This window comes from Brevundimonas sp. UBA7534 (genome assembly GCF_002479325.1).
Classification (GTDB): Bacteria; Pseudomonadota; Alphaproteobacteria; order Caulobacterales; family Caulobacteraceae; genus Brevundimonas.
Genome location: NZ_DLMO01000162.1, coordinates 37,196 through 51,181, shown reverse-complemented (window position 1 = coordinate 51,181; position 13,986 = coordinate 37,196). Strand labels below are relative to the sequence as shown.

The following is a 13,986-nucleotide window of genomic DNA, read 5'->3' as shown; positions in this document are numbered from 1 at the left end:
TCAGATCACCAGGATCGGTCGATAGACGGTCAGGGTTTCCGGGGCTTCGCTGACGCACTGGTCTCCGCTCTGCAACCAGCAATGGGCGAGAAAGGGGAAGGTGCGGACCCCGAACACCCAGTCCGCGTCCAGATCCGCGGCGTTCACGAAGCGCAGCAGCAGTTCCGCCTGAAGCAGACAGGCGCCGGTCCAGGGCGCCAGCGGCAGCAACTGGCGGAACACCTCGACCCGCGCGGCGAGCGCCTCGGGATCCGACCGGCGACCGCGACGCCGGGCGTATCGCCGGCTGAGGTCCAGAAGTGTCGGCCGACGCCGCACCGCTTCGACCCAGATGACGCCGAAGGTAACGAGGTCCCGCAGCGTCGGCCGGATCGGCGGCGCAGGCGGCAGGCGCGCCGACGGCAGGGCCGGCGGCGGGCTCCGATCTTCCGGCGCCGACGTGGGATGCAGCAACTCCTCGGCGGCCAGGCGAAGAAGATCGTCTATCGACCCCAGCGCCCGCCGTCCCTCGATCCGGAGATCGCCGCACTCCGGCAGGCACAGATAATCGTCCGCGGCGAGATCGAGCAGGACCAGATCGTCGCCGACACGGACCGCGTGAATGCCCTCGGCGAGCCAGCCGCAGTGACCGTCCTCGGCGCGAAGCGCTTCGGCCATTCCCAGACCTCTCCCTGTTAGAGCTGAACTTGGCTGGTCCGCCCTGCGGCAGGACCCGGCGGGGCCGTCCGGAACCGGACGGCCCCCTGGGCTCATTCCGGCGGCATGGTCCAGTGACGGGCCGGGTTCAGTTCGGTGAACGGTCCCATCAGGATCGCCCGGGTCAGCCGACGGGCGGCCCCCAGACGCAGCATGCGCGTCTCGTTCTGGATCTTCATCGATCCCTCTCCTGTGTCAGGAATGGCCCCTGCTTGCGGCGTCCGGGGCGAGGCCGGGCCCGGACGTCCGGGCCGCCGAAGCGGCCCGTCCGATCATTCGCTGGGCGGAATGGTGTACTTCAGCACCGGATTCAGCTCGTCGAATTCGCCGCGCGAGACCGCGCGGGTCAGGGTGCGGGCGGCCCCGAGGCGCACGAGGCGCGAGGTGCTCTTGGTCATGGTCGTCTCCTGTTTTGAAGGCCGACAAAACGTCGACGACGAACCATCAACGCCGGAAAGCAAATCGATTCAAACTATATTTCGCGTATACTTCGACTGACCTGGATCGATCCGCCGAACACGGGAGGCGAGGCCCGTCGCGGCGATCCGCCAGCGCGCATAGTAGGCCTCGACCTTGCTCGCCGGCGCGGGACCCGCGGCCGCTTCGGTCGGGCCGTTCAGGCGTCTGAGCGGCGCCAGGCGACGGCGCACGCGAACGAGGCTCTCGATCAGGGGTTGGTTGTCGCAGGCGTCAACCAGGTCGTCGATCCACGCCTCGACGGACGCGTCCGTGGCGTCGCAGGGCTGGGCGACCCGGGTGTAGAGCGCCGCGAGACCGACATGGGCGGCCTCCAGATCGAGCAGACCCAGAACGTCCTCCAGAGGCGCGGCGCGGGTGAAATAGCCCAGACCGCGGCGATCCTCGACGAGGCCTTCGCCGCACAGGCGGGACAGGGCTTCGCGCACCGGGCTGGTGCTCAGCCCGAGCGAGGCGGCGATGTCGACCACGGACAGATGCTGGCCGGGGGCCAGGCCGTCCTCGAGCGCGGCGCGCAGGCTGGCGAGCGCCAGGCCGAAGGGATCGCGCTGCCTCACGACCGCCTCCGGGCCGCTCCGGGACGCAGATCGACGACCGGCAGGCTTCGGGGCGATCGGGTCATGCGGCGCTCCTATACTGATGTCCGCAAGAAAATTGCGTCGTATCCGCAGCTTTTATGCTGTTGATCTTTCTAGGCTTTCATTTGACGCATCGCTGAGGCATTTTTCAACCTGTAGGGGTGCACTCGCTTCGTAGTCGCGTGGCGCCGGAGGCGAGGGAGTAACTGGAGACATGGACGCCCGACACACCCAGACGGCGAACGCGGTGCTCTCCTCCAGCCTGCGCCTGATCCGGTCCCATCGGCGGATGCGGGCCGCGGACGTCGCCCAAGGCATGAATATGGCGCTGCGGTCCTATGAGCATTTCGAGTCCGGCGCCGGTCGGATCAACCTCGAACGTATTCACCGCTTCGCGGAGGTCACCGACAGCGATCCGCACGGAATCCTCGCCGCCCTGGCCCTTGGGTCGCCCGCCTTCGCCTTGCGGTGCGCCGACAACAAATTGGCGACCATCCTCGCCGTGGCGCTGCAGGAGTTCGACGAAGAAGCCGGGGACGCCATCGGCGATCTGGACGCCCGCACCATCATCAACGCCTTCACCAAGAGCCTGAAGGACCTCGCCGATCAATCCGTCCGGCGCGACGCCGAGGCCGAGGCCTGGCTTGAACAGCGCCGGGGACGGTTGATGGCGCCCGCCCGGGAGGATGGGACCGGCGACGGCGCGTAACGCCCCCTCGCCACGGTCGTAGACTTGCGGTCCGAGACTCGCGGACTGGCGCGCGGGACCGATTGCGCGGTTGGATTCGGGCATGAAAGTCCTCCCCCCTCATTCCCCCGCCCCATCTGCTTCACCCTGCCACCGGCTGTCGGATCGCCAGCGGGAATGTCTGGACCTGGCGGCTCTGGGTCTGACCTCCGCCCGGATCGGCGATCGGCTCGGCCTGTCGCCCCGAACGGTCGACGAGCATCTCATGGCCGCCTGTCGCGTCCTCGGCGTCCGCACCCGCATCCAGGCCGTCGCCCGGCTCGCCGCCGCTCAGCGGCCGTCCGAACCCCGGACCTTCCTACCGTAGATTTCCGGCGGGGAGCTCGCGGGTCGCCGGTCCCGCTCCCGATCGGGTTTGCTGGGGGCTCATGCTGGAGCCCGCCGTGCTGGACCTCAATCTGATCCTCGCCCTGTCCCAGGCCTGCGCGCCGCAGGTGGCGCCGGAAACCTTGGCGGCCATCGCCTATGCGGAGAGCCGGTTCAACCCGATCGCGATCGGCGTCAACCGGGGTCCGCGTCCGGCCCGATCGCCTCGGGACGCCGCGGACGCGGCGCGCATCGCCCGCGGCCTGCTGGCGCGGGGCGCGAACCTCGATCTCGGCGTGGCCCAGATCAACAGCGACAATCTGGACTGGCTCGGCCTGTCCGTGGAGGCGGCCTTCGACCCGTGCCGCAACCTCGCCGCCGCCGGCGTCGTCCTGCGCGCGGGCTATCGCCCGGCCGAAGGTGTCGATCGCCAGACGACCCTGAGGGTCGCGCTGTCCCGATACAACACCGGCCATCCGGAGCGCGGCTTCCGCAACGGCTACGTCGCTCGCGTCGAGGCGGCCGCCGCGACCCTCGGCGTCCTGCCGCTCGCCCCTGTTCGAACCCCTGCAGACGACCGGCCCGCACCACCCGCTCCGCCGCTGCCGCCGCCCGCCTGGGACGTTTTCGGGCGGGCCCAGGCCAGCGCCGTCCTCACCTTCACCGCCGCCCCAGACACGGAGTTCTGAGATGACCGCATCCGCGACCGTCCGCAGGGCCGGCGCCGCCGGCGCCATCGCCCTCGCCGCCAGCCTCGTCCTGGTCCAGCCCGCCTTCGCCTCGGCCAATGTCGAAGGCCTTCTGCAGAACGTCGTCGACATGCTCACCGGCAACACGGCCCGGCTTCTGGCCGTGCTGGCGGTCGTGGTCGTCGGCATCCTGTGGATGTTCGGCCTGTTCGACCTGCGGCGGGCGGCGATCGTCGTGCTCGGCATCGTCGTGGTCTTCGGCGCGGCCGAGATCGTCAACCTGATCACTGGCGGTGCGTGATGGAGGCGACCCTGCCCTGGCTGGCGGTCGCTTCGGCCGCGATCGTCCTGGCCCTGTGCCTGATGCTCGGCCTGAAGCTGATCTCGCCCACGCGGTTCGCCCAGATCCTCGCCGGCCTCGCCTCGGGGCTCGCCCTCGCCCTGACCCTGTCGCGCCTGTCCGCCGGAGGTCATCATGGCTGACGAACGTCTGACCGAGGACCCGCTGTTCCTGGCCTGCACGCGGCCGGCCATGATCCTGGGCGTGCCCATGGAGGCCATGGGCGTCAACGTCATCGTCTCGGGCGTCGTCTTCCTCGTCGGCGGCAGCCTGCTCTATCTGCTCGTCGCCCCGGCCCTGCATTTGGTCTTCCGGGCGATCTGCCGGGCGGACCACAACGCCTTCCGGCTCCTCTTCGTCTATGTCGACACCAAGGGCCGGTCGCGCAATGCGGGCCTCTGGGGCGGGAGTTCGGCGACGCCCCTCCCCCTCGTCCGCCGCTATCGCCTGGCGGAGCTGACCCGTGGCTGAGGGCGGGGTTCCTCCGGCGCGCCTGCGGCGGGAGGCCGACGCCCGGCCGCACCTGCCCTATGCGCGTCATGTCTCCGACCATGTGGTCACGCTCGACAGCGGCGCCCTGATGATGGTGTTCCAGATCGACGGAGCCAGCTTCGAGACCGCCGACGCCCGGGACCTCAACGACTGGCACGTCAAGCTCAACCAGGCCTGGCGCAATCTCGCCGACGACCGGCTGGCGGTCTGGCATCATGTGGTCCGGCGTCCGGTGGAGCTGGAACGCTCCTCCGGGTTTCGATCGACCTTCGCCGGCGAACTCGGCGCCCTCTACGACCATCGGGTCGCGCGCCGGCAGCTCTGGATCAACGAGCTGTTCGTCACCCTCGTCCTTCATCCGGGTCGCGACGCGGGCGACCGGGCCGCGGCGCTCGCGAAACGCCTGAAGGCGGCGCGCCGCAGCGACGGCGAGGTCGAGGTCGCCCATATCCGGCGCCTCGAGGAGGCCGGGCGCGACCTGGCCCAGTACCTTGGGCGGTACGCGCCGCGCCGGCTCGGTCTCTACGAACGCGACGGCCTGTGGTTCTCCGAGCCGATGGAGGTCATGCGGCTCGTCTTGACCGGACGCCGGTCGCCGGTCCCGATCGTGTTCGGCCACCTCGGCTCGGCGGTCTACACCGTGCGCGCCATCTTCGGTCGCGAGACCCTCGAGCTGCGCGACGCGGCCGATGCGCGCTACGCCGGCGTCCTGGCCATCAAGGAGTATCCGGCGACGACCCGGCCCGGACTGTGGGACGACCTGCTGAGCGTCCGCTTCGGCTTCGTGATCAGCCAGTCCTTCGCCTTCCTGTCCAAGGCCTCGGCCCGGGCGGTGATGGAGCGCAAGCAGAACCAGATGGTCTCGGCGCGCGACCGCGCGGCCTCCCAGATCACCGGCCTGTCCGACGCGCTGGACGATCTCGTCAGCAACCGCTTCGTCATGGGCGAGCATCAGGCCTCGATCCTCGTCCACGGCGACACGCCGACCGCGCTGGCGGAGCATCTGTCCAAGGCCCGCGCCATCCTCGCGGACTCCGGCCTGGTCGTCGCGCGCGAGGATCTGGGGCTGGAAGCCGCCTTCTGGTCCCAGTTCCCCGGAGCCTTCGCCCGCCGCACCCGGCCCGCCGCCATCACCTCGCGCAATTTCGCGGCCCTGGCGCCGTTCCACGCCCATCCCGTCGGCAAGGCCCACGGCAATCACTGGGGCGAGGCCGTCGCCGTGCTGCGCACCACGGCCGGTTCGCCCTTCTGGTTCCACTTCCATGTCGGCGATCTGGGCCACACCTTCATCTGCGGACCGTCCGGATCGGGCAAGACCGTCGTCCAGAACTTCATGCTGGCGCAGTTGGAGCGGTTCGACGCCCAGCAGCTGTTCATCGACAAGGACCGGGGCGCCGAGATCTTCGTCCGCGCCTGCGGCGGAACCTACCTCGCCCTGCGCAACGGCGAGCCGACCGGCTTCGCCCCGTTCAAGGCGCTCGACCCCAGCCCCGCCAACCGCGCCTTCCTGGTCCGGCTCGTCCGGGCCCTCGTCGCCCGCCCGAACGAGACCCTGACCGTACCCGAGGCCCGCGCCATAGACCAGGGCGTCGCCGCTCTGGAGGCCTTGCCGCGCGAGCGTCGCTCCATCGCCGCCCTGCGCAGCCTCCTCGGTCAGGGCGACGCCGGCGGCGTGGGCGCTCGGCTGGAGCGCTGGCAAAGGGGCGGCCCGCTCGGCTGGGTGCTCGACAACGATGAGGACGCCCTCAGTCTGGAGGCCCGCTTCGCCGGTTTCGACATCACCCAGGTGCTGGACCACGACGAGGTTCGCACGCCGGCGATGCTGTACCTGTTCCATCGCATCGCCGAGCGGGTCGACGGTCGCCGCCTCGTCCTCGACATCGACGAGTTCTGGAAGGTGCTGGGCGACCCGGCCTTCACCGATCTCGCCCAGGACGGGCTCAAGACCTGGCGCAAGCAGAACGCCTTCATGGTGTTCGGCACCCAGTCGCCCGCCGACGCCCTGCGATCCCCGATCGCCCACGCCATCCTCGAGCAGTGCGCGACCAAGATCTTCCTGCCCAACGCCCACGGTCAGGCGCGCGACTATGTCGACGGCTTCGGCCTGACCCAGGAGGAGTTCCGTCTCGTCCGCGAGGTCCTCACCCCGGAGTCGCACCGCTTCCTGGTCAAGCAGGGCCACGACAGCGTGGTCGTCGAGTTGGACCTCGGCGGCATGGACGACGCCCTGTCGATCCTGTCCGGCCGCACCGAGACCACCGCCCTGCTCGACCGGCTGCGCGCCGAGGTCGGCGACGACTACGCGCGCTGGCGCGATCCCTTCCATGACCAGAGGAGGTTCCTATGAGAGCCGGCATTCCCTTCGCCGCGGCGGCGGCCGCATTCGCCCTCGCCGTCGCCCCGACGGTCCAGGCCCAGCAGATCGTCCACGATCCCCGGGCCCTGGCCCAGATGATCGAGGAGGCGCGCACGACGCTAGACCAGCTGAGGGCGCTGCAGACCCAGGTCGAACAGGGCCGGCAGCTGTTCGACAGCCTGAACGACCTGTCCGGCGTCAACGCCCTGGCCGGCGAGCTCGGCTTGCCGACGGTGCGCAATCCGCTGCCGGACATGCGCGCCCTTCGCGCCGCGGCCGACGGCGACCTGTCGGCACTCGGCGACCTGGCCGACCGCGCCGACGCCATCCGCCGCGACACCCGGCTCTATACGCCGCCGGCGGGCGACCTCGACCCGGCCGAGGCCTATTACCGCGACAGCCTCGAACGCGCCGGCGCCCGCACCGCGCGGGACCTCGCCGTCGGTGAGGCGGTGGCCGGCGCCGCGGACCGGCGTCTGCAGGGTCTGGAGACGCTCCGGTCCGCTCTCGACACCGCGCCCAACGCCCGCGCCGTCCTGGATCTCGAAGCCCGCCTCGCGGCCGAACAGGCGATGATCCAGAACGAACAGGTGCGGCTGCAGGGTCTGGCCCTGACCCAAGCCGCCGAAGCTCGGCTCGAGGAGCAACGCGCCCGCGAGCGGGCGGAAGCCGCCCGGGCGGCGCGCATGACAGTCTATGAGAGGGCGTTCCAGTGAGACGATCCGCCCTGCTCGTCGCCCTCGGCCTGGTCGGCTGCGGGTCGCCCGAGCGAACGGCCGAAGACTTCGCCGCCGATCCCGACGCGGCCGAAGCGGTCGTGGCGGCGTGCGACGCCGGTCGAGCCGAGCGCGAATGCGAAGCGGCGCGTCAGGGCCTGGCCGAAGCGCGTCGGCAGGCGCGGATGCGCGTCTATGAGCGGGCCTTCTGAGGATCCCGACGATGAGCTTTCGCGTCTTCGAACCCAGCTACGACTTCATCGACGAACGGCTCAACGTCTTCCTCGGCGACCGTCTGTCGTCTGTGATCGCCGAGGTCGTCCGACGCGGCCAGGCCTTGCAAGCTTCCGGTCTCGGGTGCGCAGGCGAAGGCGTCGGCTGCGGAAACCAGGACGAACAGGGCCAGGAACGACGCGAGCAGCGCCGCCATCCACCCATGCCTAGTCGAGGGAAACCCCATGCCGTCCCATAACACGGTGCGCCGCGACATCAATCGCCTCATCGTCGCACCGCCCGATACAGAGAGATGGATCCGGTGGCGGTCGGGATGACATCGAGCACTTGAACCTGTGTGAAGCCGGCCTCGGCCATCAGCGTAGGCAGAACGCCGTCGGCGTTCGGTTGGGTGTTTTCGTAGCCGTCCAGAGACTGCACCAGGCGGAAGAGCACGCGCATCGCACCCGACTGGCGGCCGTAGTCCGCGACATGCAGCGTTCCGCCCGGCTTGAGCGCCCGCAGGCTCGCGGCGAGGCCCGCTCGCTTCTCGGCCATGGGCAGCTGATGGAAGACCAAGCTGGAGACCACCTTGTCGGCGGCGTCCTCGCCCAGGAGCGCCGCCACATCGCGCGAAAACCCCTGGATGAAACGGACGGCCTGACCTGCAGCGGCCGTCTTCGTCTCGGCCCGCCTGAGGATGTCGCCGTCGGGATCGAGGCCGAAGATGCGCGCGTCCGGCGCCCGGTTCGCCATGGCGATCGCGAATGAGCCGGTTCCACATCCAAGATCGATGATCGTCTCGCCAGGGGACGGAGCCACCTGTTCGAGAAGGCGGCTCCGCCACAGCGGTTCCCGGGTCAAAAGCGCGATGGCCGGATCATACAGCCCGCTCAGGGCTGTATGGCCGAGCGCGGGGGTGAAGTTCGCGGTCACGCGGCGGCCTTCAGTTCTTCGCGGGACTGACGAATGATCGACCAGCCGGATTGCAGGAAGACCACCGCCAGGATCGCGCCGGCGATCAGGTCGGGCCAGCGAGAGGCGGTCAACCAGACGGCCACGCCCGTGGCCGCGACCACCAGGCTCTGGATCAGGTCGTTGCGCGTGCACAGCCAGACCGAACGGACATTGGCGTCGCCTTCGCGATGGCGGACCAGCAGCAGCGCGGCCAGGGCGTTGGCGAAAAAGCCCAGGGCGCCCAGGCCGGTGATGACGACGCCTTCCGGGGGCGCCCCCGAGGTCGCCCGCCAGATCGCGTAGCCAAGGATGAACAGCGCCAGCGCCGCGAGGCTGGCGCCCTTGATGATGGCGGCCCCGGATCTCACGGCGACCGAGCGCCCGATCACGGCCAGGCTGATGCCGTAGGTGGCGGCGTCGGCCAGGAAGTCGAGGGCGTTGGCACCCAGCGAGGCCGAGCCCTGCAGGGCCGCGCCGCCGGCGATGGCCAGGAAGGCGGCGCCGTTGATAGCGATCACCGCCATCAGGATGCGGCGATAGGCCGGCGTGGCGCCGTCGAACTTGACGGCCGCGCCGCAGCCGCAGCCGGCGGCCGCCGGTTCGGGGGACGAGAGGGAGTCAGTCATCGAAGTCCGCCTTTCACCACGAGAATGCATCCTCCAGTCGCTCGAGGATCAAGAACAAAAATGGATGCCTCGCCCAAAAAGACGCGGTTTGGCGGAACCGACTTGATCCTCTAGTAGCTAGAGGACGCACAATCGGACGAAATCCACAGGAGGCCTCATGATCACGATGCACCCGTCGCGACGCGGTCCCAGCCGCATGCGGGCGATCGCCTTCTCGTTCTTCATGCTGATCGCCGCTCTGGATCAGGCCGCCAAGGCCGCGGCTCGCGCCCGACTCGAGAGCCCGGTGGACCTCACGCCGTTCCTCGCGCTGCGTTTGGGATTCAATCCCGGCGTCACCTTTGGCCTGTTCGCAGACTCGGGCGCGGTGGGACGATGGGCCCTGAGCGCCGTGGCATTCCTGATCATCGGCGTCCTGCTGACCTGGATCTGGCGTACGCGAAGCGCCGTCACGGCGGTCGCGGCGAGCCTCATCGCCGGTGGAGCGCTCGGGAACCTGCTCGATCGTCTGCGCTCCGGCGCGGTGACGGATTTCATCGATCTTCATTGGGGCGACGCGCACTGGCCGACCTTCAACCTCGCCGATGCGGCCATTGTTTGCGGCGTGGCGCTGCTCCTCCTGACCGTCCGGGGCTCGGACGGCCGCCCGGCGACGTCGACCCTGGGACGGGCGGCGCGATGACCTTTTCCGCCGAACAGAAGGCGATCGCCGTCCGTTCGGGGTTGGCGATTCTCATCACCGCTGCGGCGGTGGCGTCAGCTTGGCTATGGCTTTCGCCACGTCTCCTGGGCGCCGCGCCGGACATGGCGACAGCTGATCGGCTGGCCTACGCCCTGAAGGCGGACCTCCTCGTTTTCCTGTGGCTCGCCGGTTGTTTGAGGGCCGTGGCGAGCATCCGGTTCCGGTCCGACGCCGACCGGCCGGGTTCCGCCTATGCGGCGCCCAGCTCGAGGCTCGCCGTGCCTGCCGCCGTGCTTCAGAACACCCTGGAGCAGACGGTCCTGGCGGTGGGCGCCCACCTGGTGCTCGCCACCGTGCTGCGCGGCGAGGAGATGGTCGTGCTGCCGGTGCTGGTCGCCCTCTATCTGATCGGCCGCGTGTTGTTCGCCCACGGTTATGCCCGGGGCGCGGCGGCCAGGGCCTTCGGCATGGCCCTTACCGGCGCTTCCACGATCGCCGCCTTCGGCGCCGCCATCGTCCTCATGGGGCTGGGCCGATGATCCTTTTCCGTCCTGCGCCTGCCGCCCTTCAGCCCGCTGCTGCGAGATGATGCGATGACCCTGCCCTCCCCGGCCTCGTCCGGCCTGCGCCCTATCGGCAAGCTCGCCGCGGCCACCGGCGTCAAGGTCCCGACCATCCGCTTCTACGAGGAGATCGGCCTGCTTCCCGCCGCCCCGCGCACCGCCAGCGACCGGCGGATGTATGACGACGCGGCGGAACGCCGCCTGTCGTTCATTCGGCATGCACGGCAATTGGGCTTCGATCTGGACTCGATCCGCTCCCTGCTGGATCTGTCCGATCACCCTGATCGGCCCTGCGCCGAAGCCAGCATCCTCGCCGAACGTCATCTGGCGGAGGTGACGCATAAGATCGCCCGACTCCGGGCCCTGCAACGCGAGCTTTCGCGGATGACGGCGGAATGTGCCGGCGGCCGCGTGTCCGCCTGCAAGGTGATCGAAGCCCTGCACGATCCCTCGGCGCCGGTTTGAAGACGAACCCGACCCGGGTTTGCACCGCTCCTCGGCCTCGCCGTGCAGGTCGGCGCTGAAGGTCAGAACGGGCCCGGGATGATGCAGGAGCCATTGGGTCACCGCGACGTTTTGAGTAATCCCGCGGCCCTCGTCGCGCTCCCTTCGTCCATGGAGGACTTCGATGGCGCATCGATCGACACAGCGACACGCCGATCAGACGTTCGCCCTTTTGACGGACCCGTACAGGCGCATCTCCCGCCTGTTCGAGCAGGCCGGCGCGGACGCAATCGAGACCCGTCTGGCGCTGAAGGAGACGGCCTGTCTGAGAGGGCGCGAAGCGGCCCAGGTCTTCTACGACGAGACCCGCATCTCGCGCGCGGGCGCCATGCCGGCGCCTGTCCGACGCACACTGCTCGGCGAAGGCGGCGTCCAGGGCCTGGATGGCGAAGCGCACCGCGCCCGCAAACGCGTGTTCATGGCTCTTATGTCGCCGGAACGGATCGCGCGGCTGGGCGACCTGTTCGAGGCGGAATGGCGACGCGCGGCCGTTGAATGGGCTGGCCAGGAAGAGATCGTGCTGTACGACGCCCTGCAGCCGGTGCTCACCCGCGCCGTCTGCCGCTGGGCGGGGGTGCCGCTGAATCCCGACGACGAAGCGAAACGGGTCAGTCACCTCAGGGCGCTGTTTGACGCGGCAGGATCGCGGGGGCCTCGCCACCTGTGGTCGAGGTACGCGCGGCGACGCGTCGACGCCTGGCTGGCCTCGATCATCGAGGGCATTCGCGCCGGACGACTGGCGCCGGATCCAGACACCGCCGCCTACGCCTGGGCCTGGGCGAGCGCGGATGATGGCGAACCGTTGGCGGCCCGGACGGCGGCGGTCGAACTGGCCAATGTGCTGAGGCCGACCGTGGCGACCTCGGTCTATATCGTGTTTGTGGCGCACGCGATGCAGGCGCACCCCGCGGCGGCCCGTCTGGCCACCGCGGACGCCGGCCGCCGCCGCGCCTTCGTTCAGGAGGTGCGACGCCTTTATCCGTTTTTCCCGGCGGTGATCGGGCGTGTGCGCGCGCCGTTTCGCTGGCGCAACCTTGACTTCCCGGTGGGTCGGCAGGTGATCCTCGATCTCTATGGCTCCAATCACGATCCTGCCGTCTGGACCGATCCCGACGAATTCCGGCCAGAGCGTTTCATCGACGGCTCCGGGGACGCGTTCGGCCTGATTCCCCAAGGCGGCGGGAACGCCCTGACCGGTCACCGTTGTCCCGGCGAAAGCATCGTCGTCGAATTGATGGAGCGGGCCCTCGGCTTGCTCGCCGGCCTGAACTACCGGCTGCCGGCTCAGGATCTGGAGATCGACTTCCGCCGCCTTCCGGCCCTCCCCAGGAGCGGGTTCCGAATGATGACGCGTCGGACTTCCCCGCGTGAGGGCGGCGCCTGATGTTTGCTCATGCGGGTGGCCGGCGCCTTCGTCCCTCTTTCACTTACAGCGAAGGCTGACGCGATGGCTTCGATGACATCCTATGACCTGGTGATAATCGGCGGCGGGCCGGGCGGGTACCCCTGCGCCATCCGGGCGAGCCAGCTCGGCATGTCGGTGGCGGTTATCGACGACCGGGAACTCCTCGGTGGAACCTGCCTGAACATCGGGTGCATTCCGTCAAAGGCGCTGCTGCAGGCCACAGAGCGGCTGGAGATGGCCCGCAATCTCGAGGCTTTCGGCGTCCTGGTCGACAATGTGCGGGCCGACCTTGCAGGCGTCATGCGGCACAAGGCCAGGGTCGTGACGGAGCTTGGTGAAGGGGTCGCCTACCTCCTGCGCAAGAACAAGGTCACCCGCCTGCAGGGCCGCGGCCGGCTGCTGTCGCGCGACCGTGTGGAAGTGAGCGCCCCGGACGGCAGCTTCGAGGTGCAGGTCCGCAAGGCGATCGTGCTCGCCAGCGGATCGAAAGCGGCGACGTTGCCGGACCTGCCCATCGACGAGCAGCGGATCGTCACCTCGGCGGGCGCCCTCAGCTTGACGGCGGCGCCGCGCCATCTGGCGGTGATCGGCGGCGGCTATGTCGGACTGGAGCTGGGCTCCGTCTGGCGCCGTCTCGGCAGCGAGGTCACCGTCGTCGAGGTGCTCGACCGGATCGCGTCCGGCGTTGATTCAGAGATGTCGACGGCGCTGCACAAGGTGCTCGAGGCCCAGGGCTTCCAATTCTGCCTGGCGCACAAGGTGGTCGGATCGCGAATGGAGGCGGACGACGTCGTCCTTGAGGTCGAGCCCATGGGAGACGGCGCGCGAGGAACCATCAAGGCCGATGTCGTGCTCGTGTCCATTGGCCGACGTCCCGCCACCGACGGACTCGATCTGGAGACGGTCGGCATCAAGCCGGACCCAAGGGGCTATATTCCGGTCGACGACGGCTTTCGAACCAGCGCCGAAGGGGTCTACGCCATCGGCGATGTCATCGGCGGCGCCATGCTGGCCCACAAGGCGGAGGAAGAAGGGATCGCCCTTGCCGAGCGCCTTGCCGGCGCCGCGGGCCATGTCGACTACGGAACGATCCCGGCCGTCGTCTACACCTGGCCGGAACTGGCCTCAGTCGGGCGCACCGAGGACGACCTCAAGGCGGCCGGCGTGGCCTATCGCGTCGGGCGCTTTCCGTTCTCGGCAAACGCCATGGCCAAGGCGCGGTTGGAGAAGAACGGGCTGGTCAAGGTGTTGGCGGACGCCGGCACGGACAGGATTCTCGGCGTGCACATCCTGGGGCCGGACGCGGGCAGCCTGATCCATGAAGCGGTCGCCGTCATGCAATTCGGCGCGGCGGCCGAAGACGTGGCGCGGACGAGCCATGCGCATCCGACGCTTCCGGAAGCCTTGCGCGAGGCATGCCTGGCTGTGGCCGACCGCACGATCCACCTGTAACGACCGCCCGTCGCGTGGCTGCCCGGGCTGGCCGCGCGGCGCCGAGGCGTCCCGGCGGGCGTAGAGGACCCGTAGCCGCCTACGAGCCCGGCCGCGTCGCGAATAAAGCGCGACAGCGTCGCCGCCTGAATGCTAATGCGAGCCGTTCACATCTGGATTGACCATGCGTCCTCTGCTCCGTCTGCT

21 protein-coding genes are annotated in these 13,986 nt (G+C 69.4%); 14 read left to right on the top strand and 7 right to left on the bottom strand.

Annotated elements, in window-relative coordinates:
* The 4 genes from B2U11_RS13760 to B2U11_RS13745 all read right to left on the bottom strand — a co-directional run bounded on the left by B2U11_RS13760 (window position 1) and on the right by B2U11_RS13745 (window position 1,730).
* Window positions 1–657, bottom strand: a complete 657-nt coding sequence (locus B2U11_RS13760) for a lasso peptide biosynthesis B2 protein (RefSeq protein WP_292072514.1) — start codon at window positions 655–657, stop codon at window positions 1–3.
* 92 nt (window positions 658–749) lie between these two features.
* Window positions 750–875 carry a hypothetical protein gene (locus B2U11_RS13755; protein WP_280513208.1) on the bottom strand — a complete coding sequence of 42 codons (126 nt, stop codon included), beginning with the start codon at window positions 873–875 and terminating at the stop codon, window positions 750–752.
* 93 nt (window positions 876–968) lie between these two features.
* Complete coding sequence (locus B2U11_RS13750) at window positions 969–1,094, bottom strand: hypothetical protein (RefSeq protein WP_280513207.1); 126 nt, start codon at window positions 1,092–1,094, stop codon at window positions 969–971.
* A 69-nt stretch (window positions 1,095–1,163) separates the two neighbouring features.
* A complete protein-coding gene (locus B2U11_RS13745) occupies window positions 1,164–1,730 on the bottom strand; it encodes a GntR family transcriptional regulator (protein ID WP_066624965.1) in 567 nt (188 codons plus the stop codon).
* Window positions 1,731–1,965: 235 nt separating this feature from the next.
* On the opposite strand from B2U11_RS13745, the gene B2U11_RS13740 reads away from it, so the two are divergent.
* The 9 genes from B2U11_RS13740 to B2U11_RS13700 all read left to right on the top strand — a co-directional run bounded on the left by B2U11_RS13740 (window position 1,966) and on the right by B2U11_RS13700 (window position 7,610).
* Window positions 1,966–2,460, top strand: coding sequence for a helix-turn-helix domain-containing protein (locus B2U11_RS13740; protein ID WP_218015909.1), 495 nt, complete (start codon window positions 1,966–1,968; stop codon window positions 2,458–2,460).
* Window positions 2,461–2,542: 82 nt separating this feature from the next.
* Window positions 2,543–2,806, top strand: a complete 264-nt coding sequence (locus tag B2U11_RS13735) for a helix-turn-helix domain-containing protein (protein ID WP_292072504.1) — start codon at window positions 2,543–2,545, stop codon at window positions 2,804–2,806.
* Between the two features lie 61 nt (window positions 2,807–2,867).
* A complete protein-coding gene (locus B2U11_RS13730) occupies window positions 2,868–3,494 on the top strand; it encodes a lytic transglycosylase domain-containing protein (RefSeq protein ID WP_084375296.1) in 627 nt (208 codons plus the stop codon).
* 1 nt (window position 3,495) lies between these two features.
* Window positions 3,496–3,795, top strand: a complete 300-nt coding sequence (locus B2U11_RS13725) for a TrbC/VirB2 family protein (protein WP_066624959.1) — start codon at window positions 3,496–3,498, stop codon at window positions 3,793–3,795.
* Entirely contained in the window at window positions 3,795–3,977 is a 183-nt protein-coding gene (locus B2U11_RS13720) for a hypothetical protein (RefSeq protein WP_066624957.1), read from the top strand. The genes B2U11_RS13725 and B2U11_RS13720 overlap by 1 nt, the downstream gene beginning before the upstream one ends.
* Complete coding sequence (locus B2U11_RS13715; RefSeq protein ID WP_066624953.1) at window positions 3,970–4,305, top strand: type IV secretion system protein VirB3; 336 nt, start codon at window positions 3,970–3,972, stop codon at window positions 4,303–4,305. Before B2U11_RS13720 ends, B2U11_RS13715 begins: the two co-directional genes overlap by 8 nt.
* A complete protein-coding gene (locus B2U11_RS13710) occupies window positions 4,298–6,673 on the top strand; it encodes a VirB4 family type IV secretion/conjugal transfer ATPase (protein WP_292072490.1) in 2,376 nt (791 codons plus the stop codon). The genes B2U11_RS13715 and B2U11_RS13710 overlap by 8 nt, the downstream gene beginning before the upstream one ends.
* Entirely contained in the window at window positions 6,670–7,398 is a 729-nt protein-coding gene (locus B2U11_RS13705; RefSeq protein ID WP_066624933.1) for a type IV secretion system protein, read from the top strand. Before B2U11_RS13710 ends, B2U11_RS13705 begins: the two co-directional genes overlap by 4 nt.
* Window positions 7,395–7,610: an EexN family lipoprotein gene (locus tag B2U11_RS13700; RefSeq protein WP_066624932.1), complete on the top strand. Its 216-nt coding sequence runs from the start codon at window positions 7,395–7,397 to the stop codon at window positions 7,608–7,610. Before B2U11_RS13705 ends, B2U11_RS13700 begins: the two co-directional genes overlap by 4 nt.
* Here B2U11_RS13700 and B2U11_RS13695 read toward each other — a convergent pair.
* The 3 genes from B2U11_RS13695 to B2U11_RS13685 form a co-directional block, all read right to left on the bottom strand.
* The gene (locus B2U11_RS13695) at window positions 7,592–7,828 is read right to left on the bottom strand and encodes a hypothetical protein (protein WP_292072481.1); all 237 of its coding nucleotides are present in this window, start codon (window positions 7,826–7,828) and stop codon (window positions 7,592–7,594) included. The genes B2U11_RS13700 and B2U11_RS13695 overlap by 19 nt on opposite strands.
* Window positions 7,829–7,896: 68 nt before the next feature.
* Window positions 7,897–8,547, bottom strand: a complete 651-nt coding sequence (locus B2U11_RS13690; protein ID WP_054765663.1) for a class I SAM-dependent methyltransferase — start codon at window positions 8,545–8,547, stop codon at window positions 7,897–7,899.
* Window positions 8,544–9,194, bottom strand: a complete 651-nt coding sequence (locus tag B2U11_RS13685) for a cation transporter (RefSeq protein ID WP_054765662.1) — start codon at window positions 9,192–9,194, stop codon at window positions 8,544–8,546. Before B2U11_RS13685 ends, B2U11_RS13690 begins: the two co-directional genes overlap by 4 nt.
* 157 nt (window positions 9,195–9,351) lie before the next feature.
* On the opposite strand from B2U11_RS13685, the gene lspA reads away from it, so the two are divergent.
* The 5 genes from lspA (at window position 9,352) to lpdA (ending at window position 13,800) form a co-directional block, all read left to right on the top strand.
* Window positions 9,352–9,876: a signal peptidase II gene (gene lspA / locus B2U11_RS13680; protein ID WP_082382684.1), complete on the top strand. Its 525-nt coding sequence runs from the start codon at window positions 9,352–9,354 to the stop codon at window positions 9,874–9,876.
* The gene (locus B2U11_RS13675) at window positions 9,873–10,415 is read left to right on the top strand and encodes an MAPEG family protein (protein WP_054765661.1); all 543 of its coding nucleotides are present in this window, start codon (window positions 9,873–9,875) and stop codon (window positions 10,413–10,415) included. The genes lspA and B2U11_RS13675 overlap by 4 nt, the downstream gene beginning before the upstream one ends.
* A gap of 84 nt (window positions 10,416–10,499) precedes the next feature.
* The gene (locus B2U11_RS13670) at window positions 10,500–10,904 is read left to right on the top strand and encodes a MerR family transcriptional regulator (protein ID WP_082382792.1); all 405 of its coding nucleotides are present in this window, start codon (window positions 10,500–10,502) and stop codon (window positions 10,902–10,904) included.
* A gap of 556 nt (window positions 10,905–11,460) precedes the next feature.
* Window positions 11,461–12,327 (top strand): cytochrome P450, encoded by an 867-nt coding sequence (locus B2U11_RS13665; RefSeq protein WP_292072467.1) that lies wholly within the window; start codon window positions 11,461–11,463, stop codon window positions 12,325–12,327.
* 72 nt (window positions 12,328–12,399) lie between these two features.
* On the top strand, window positions 12,400–13,800 hold the full coding sequence (lpdA, locus tag B2U11_RS13660; protein ID WP_197273300.1) for a dihydrolipoyl dehydrogenase: 1,401 nt from the start codon (window positions 12,400–12,402) through the stop codon (window positions 13,798–13,800).
* Window positions 13,801–13,986 lie beyond the last annotated feature (186 nt).

What these genes read in the sequence shown, in the direction of transcription:
- B2U11_RS13760 (WP_292072514.1), bottom strand. Translation starts at nt 657, where the DNA reads ATGGCCGAAGCGCTTCGCGCCGAGGACGGTCACTGCGGCTGGCTCGCC.
- B2U11_RS13755 (WP_280513208.1), bottom strand. Translation starts at nt 875, where the DNA reads ATGAAGATCCAGAACGAGACGCGCATGCTGCGTCTGGGGGCCGCCCGT.
- B2U11_RS13750 (WP_280513207.1), bottom strand. Translation starts at nt 1,094, where the DNA reads ATGACCAAGAGCACCTCGCGCCTCGTGCGCCTCGGGGCCGCCCGCACC.
- B2U11_RS13740 (WP_218015909.1), top strand. Translation starts at nt 1,966, where the DNA reads ATGGACGCCCGACACACCCAGACGGCGAACGCGGTGCTCTCCTCCAGC.
- B2U11_RS13735 (WP_292072504.1), top strand. Translation starts at nt 2,543, where the DNA reads ATGAAAGTCCTCCCCCCTCATTCCCCCGCCCCATCTGCTTCACCCTGC.
- B2U11_RS13730 (WP_084375296.1), top strand. Translation starts at nt 2,868, where the DNA reads ATGCTGGAGCCCGCCGTGCTGGACCTCAATCTGATCCTCGCCCTGTCC.
- B2U11_RS13725 (WP_066624959.1), top strand. Translation starts at nt 3,496, where the DNA reads ATGACCGCATCCGCGACCGTCCGCAGGGCCGGCGCCGCCGGCGCCATC.
- B2U11_RS13720 (WP_066624957.1), top strand. Translation starts at nt 3,795, where the DNA reads ATGGAGGCGACCCTGCCCTGGCTGGCGGTCGCTTCGGCCGCGATCGTC.
- B2U11_RS13715 (WP_066624953.1), top strand. Translation starts at nt 3,970, where the DNA reads ATGGCTGACGAACGTCTGACCGAGGACCCGCTGTTCCTGGCCTGCACG.
- B2U11_RS13705 (WP_066624933.1), top strand. Translation starts at nt 6,670, where the DNA reads ATGAGAGCCGGCATTCCCTTCGCCGCGGCGGCGGCCGCATTCGCCCTC.
- B2U11_RS13695 (WP_292072481.1), bottom strand. Translation starts at nt 7,828, where the DNA reads ATGGCGGCGCTGCTCGCGTCGTTCCTGGCCCTGTTCGTCCTGGTTTCC.
- B2U11_RS13685 (WP_054765662.1), bottom strand. Translation starts at nt 9,194, where the DNA reads ATGACTGACTCCCTCTCGTCCCCCGAACCGGCGGCCGCCGGCTGCGGC.
- lspA (WP_082382684.1), top strand. Translation starts at nt 9,352, where the DNA reads ATGATCACGATGCACCCGTCGCGACGCGGTCCCAGCCGCATGCGGGCG.
- B2U11_RS13675 (WP_054765661.1), top strand. Translation starts at nt 9,873, where the DNA reads ATGACCTTTTCCGCCGAACAGAAGGCGATCGCCGTCCGTTCGGGGTTG.
- lpdA (WP_197273300.1), top strand. Translation starts at nt 12,400, where the DNA reads ATGACATCCTATGACCTGGTGATAATCGGCGGCGGGCCGGGCGGGTAC.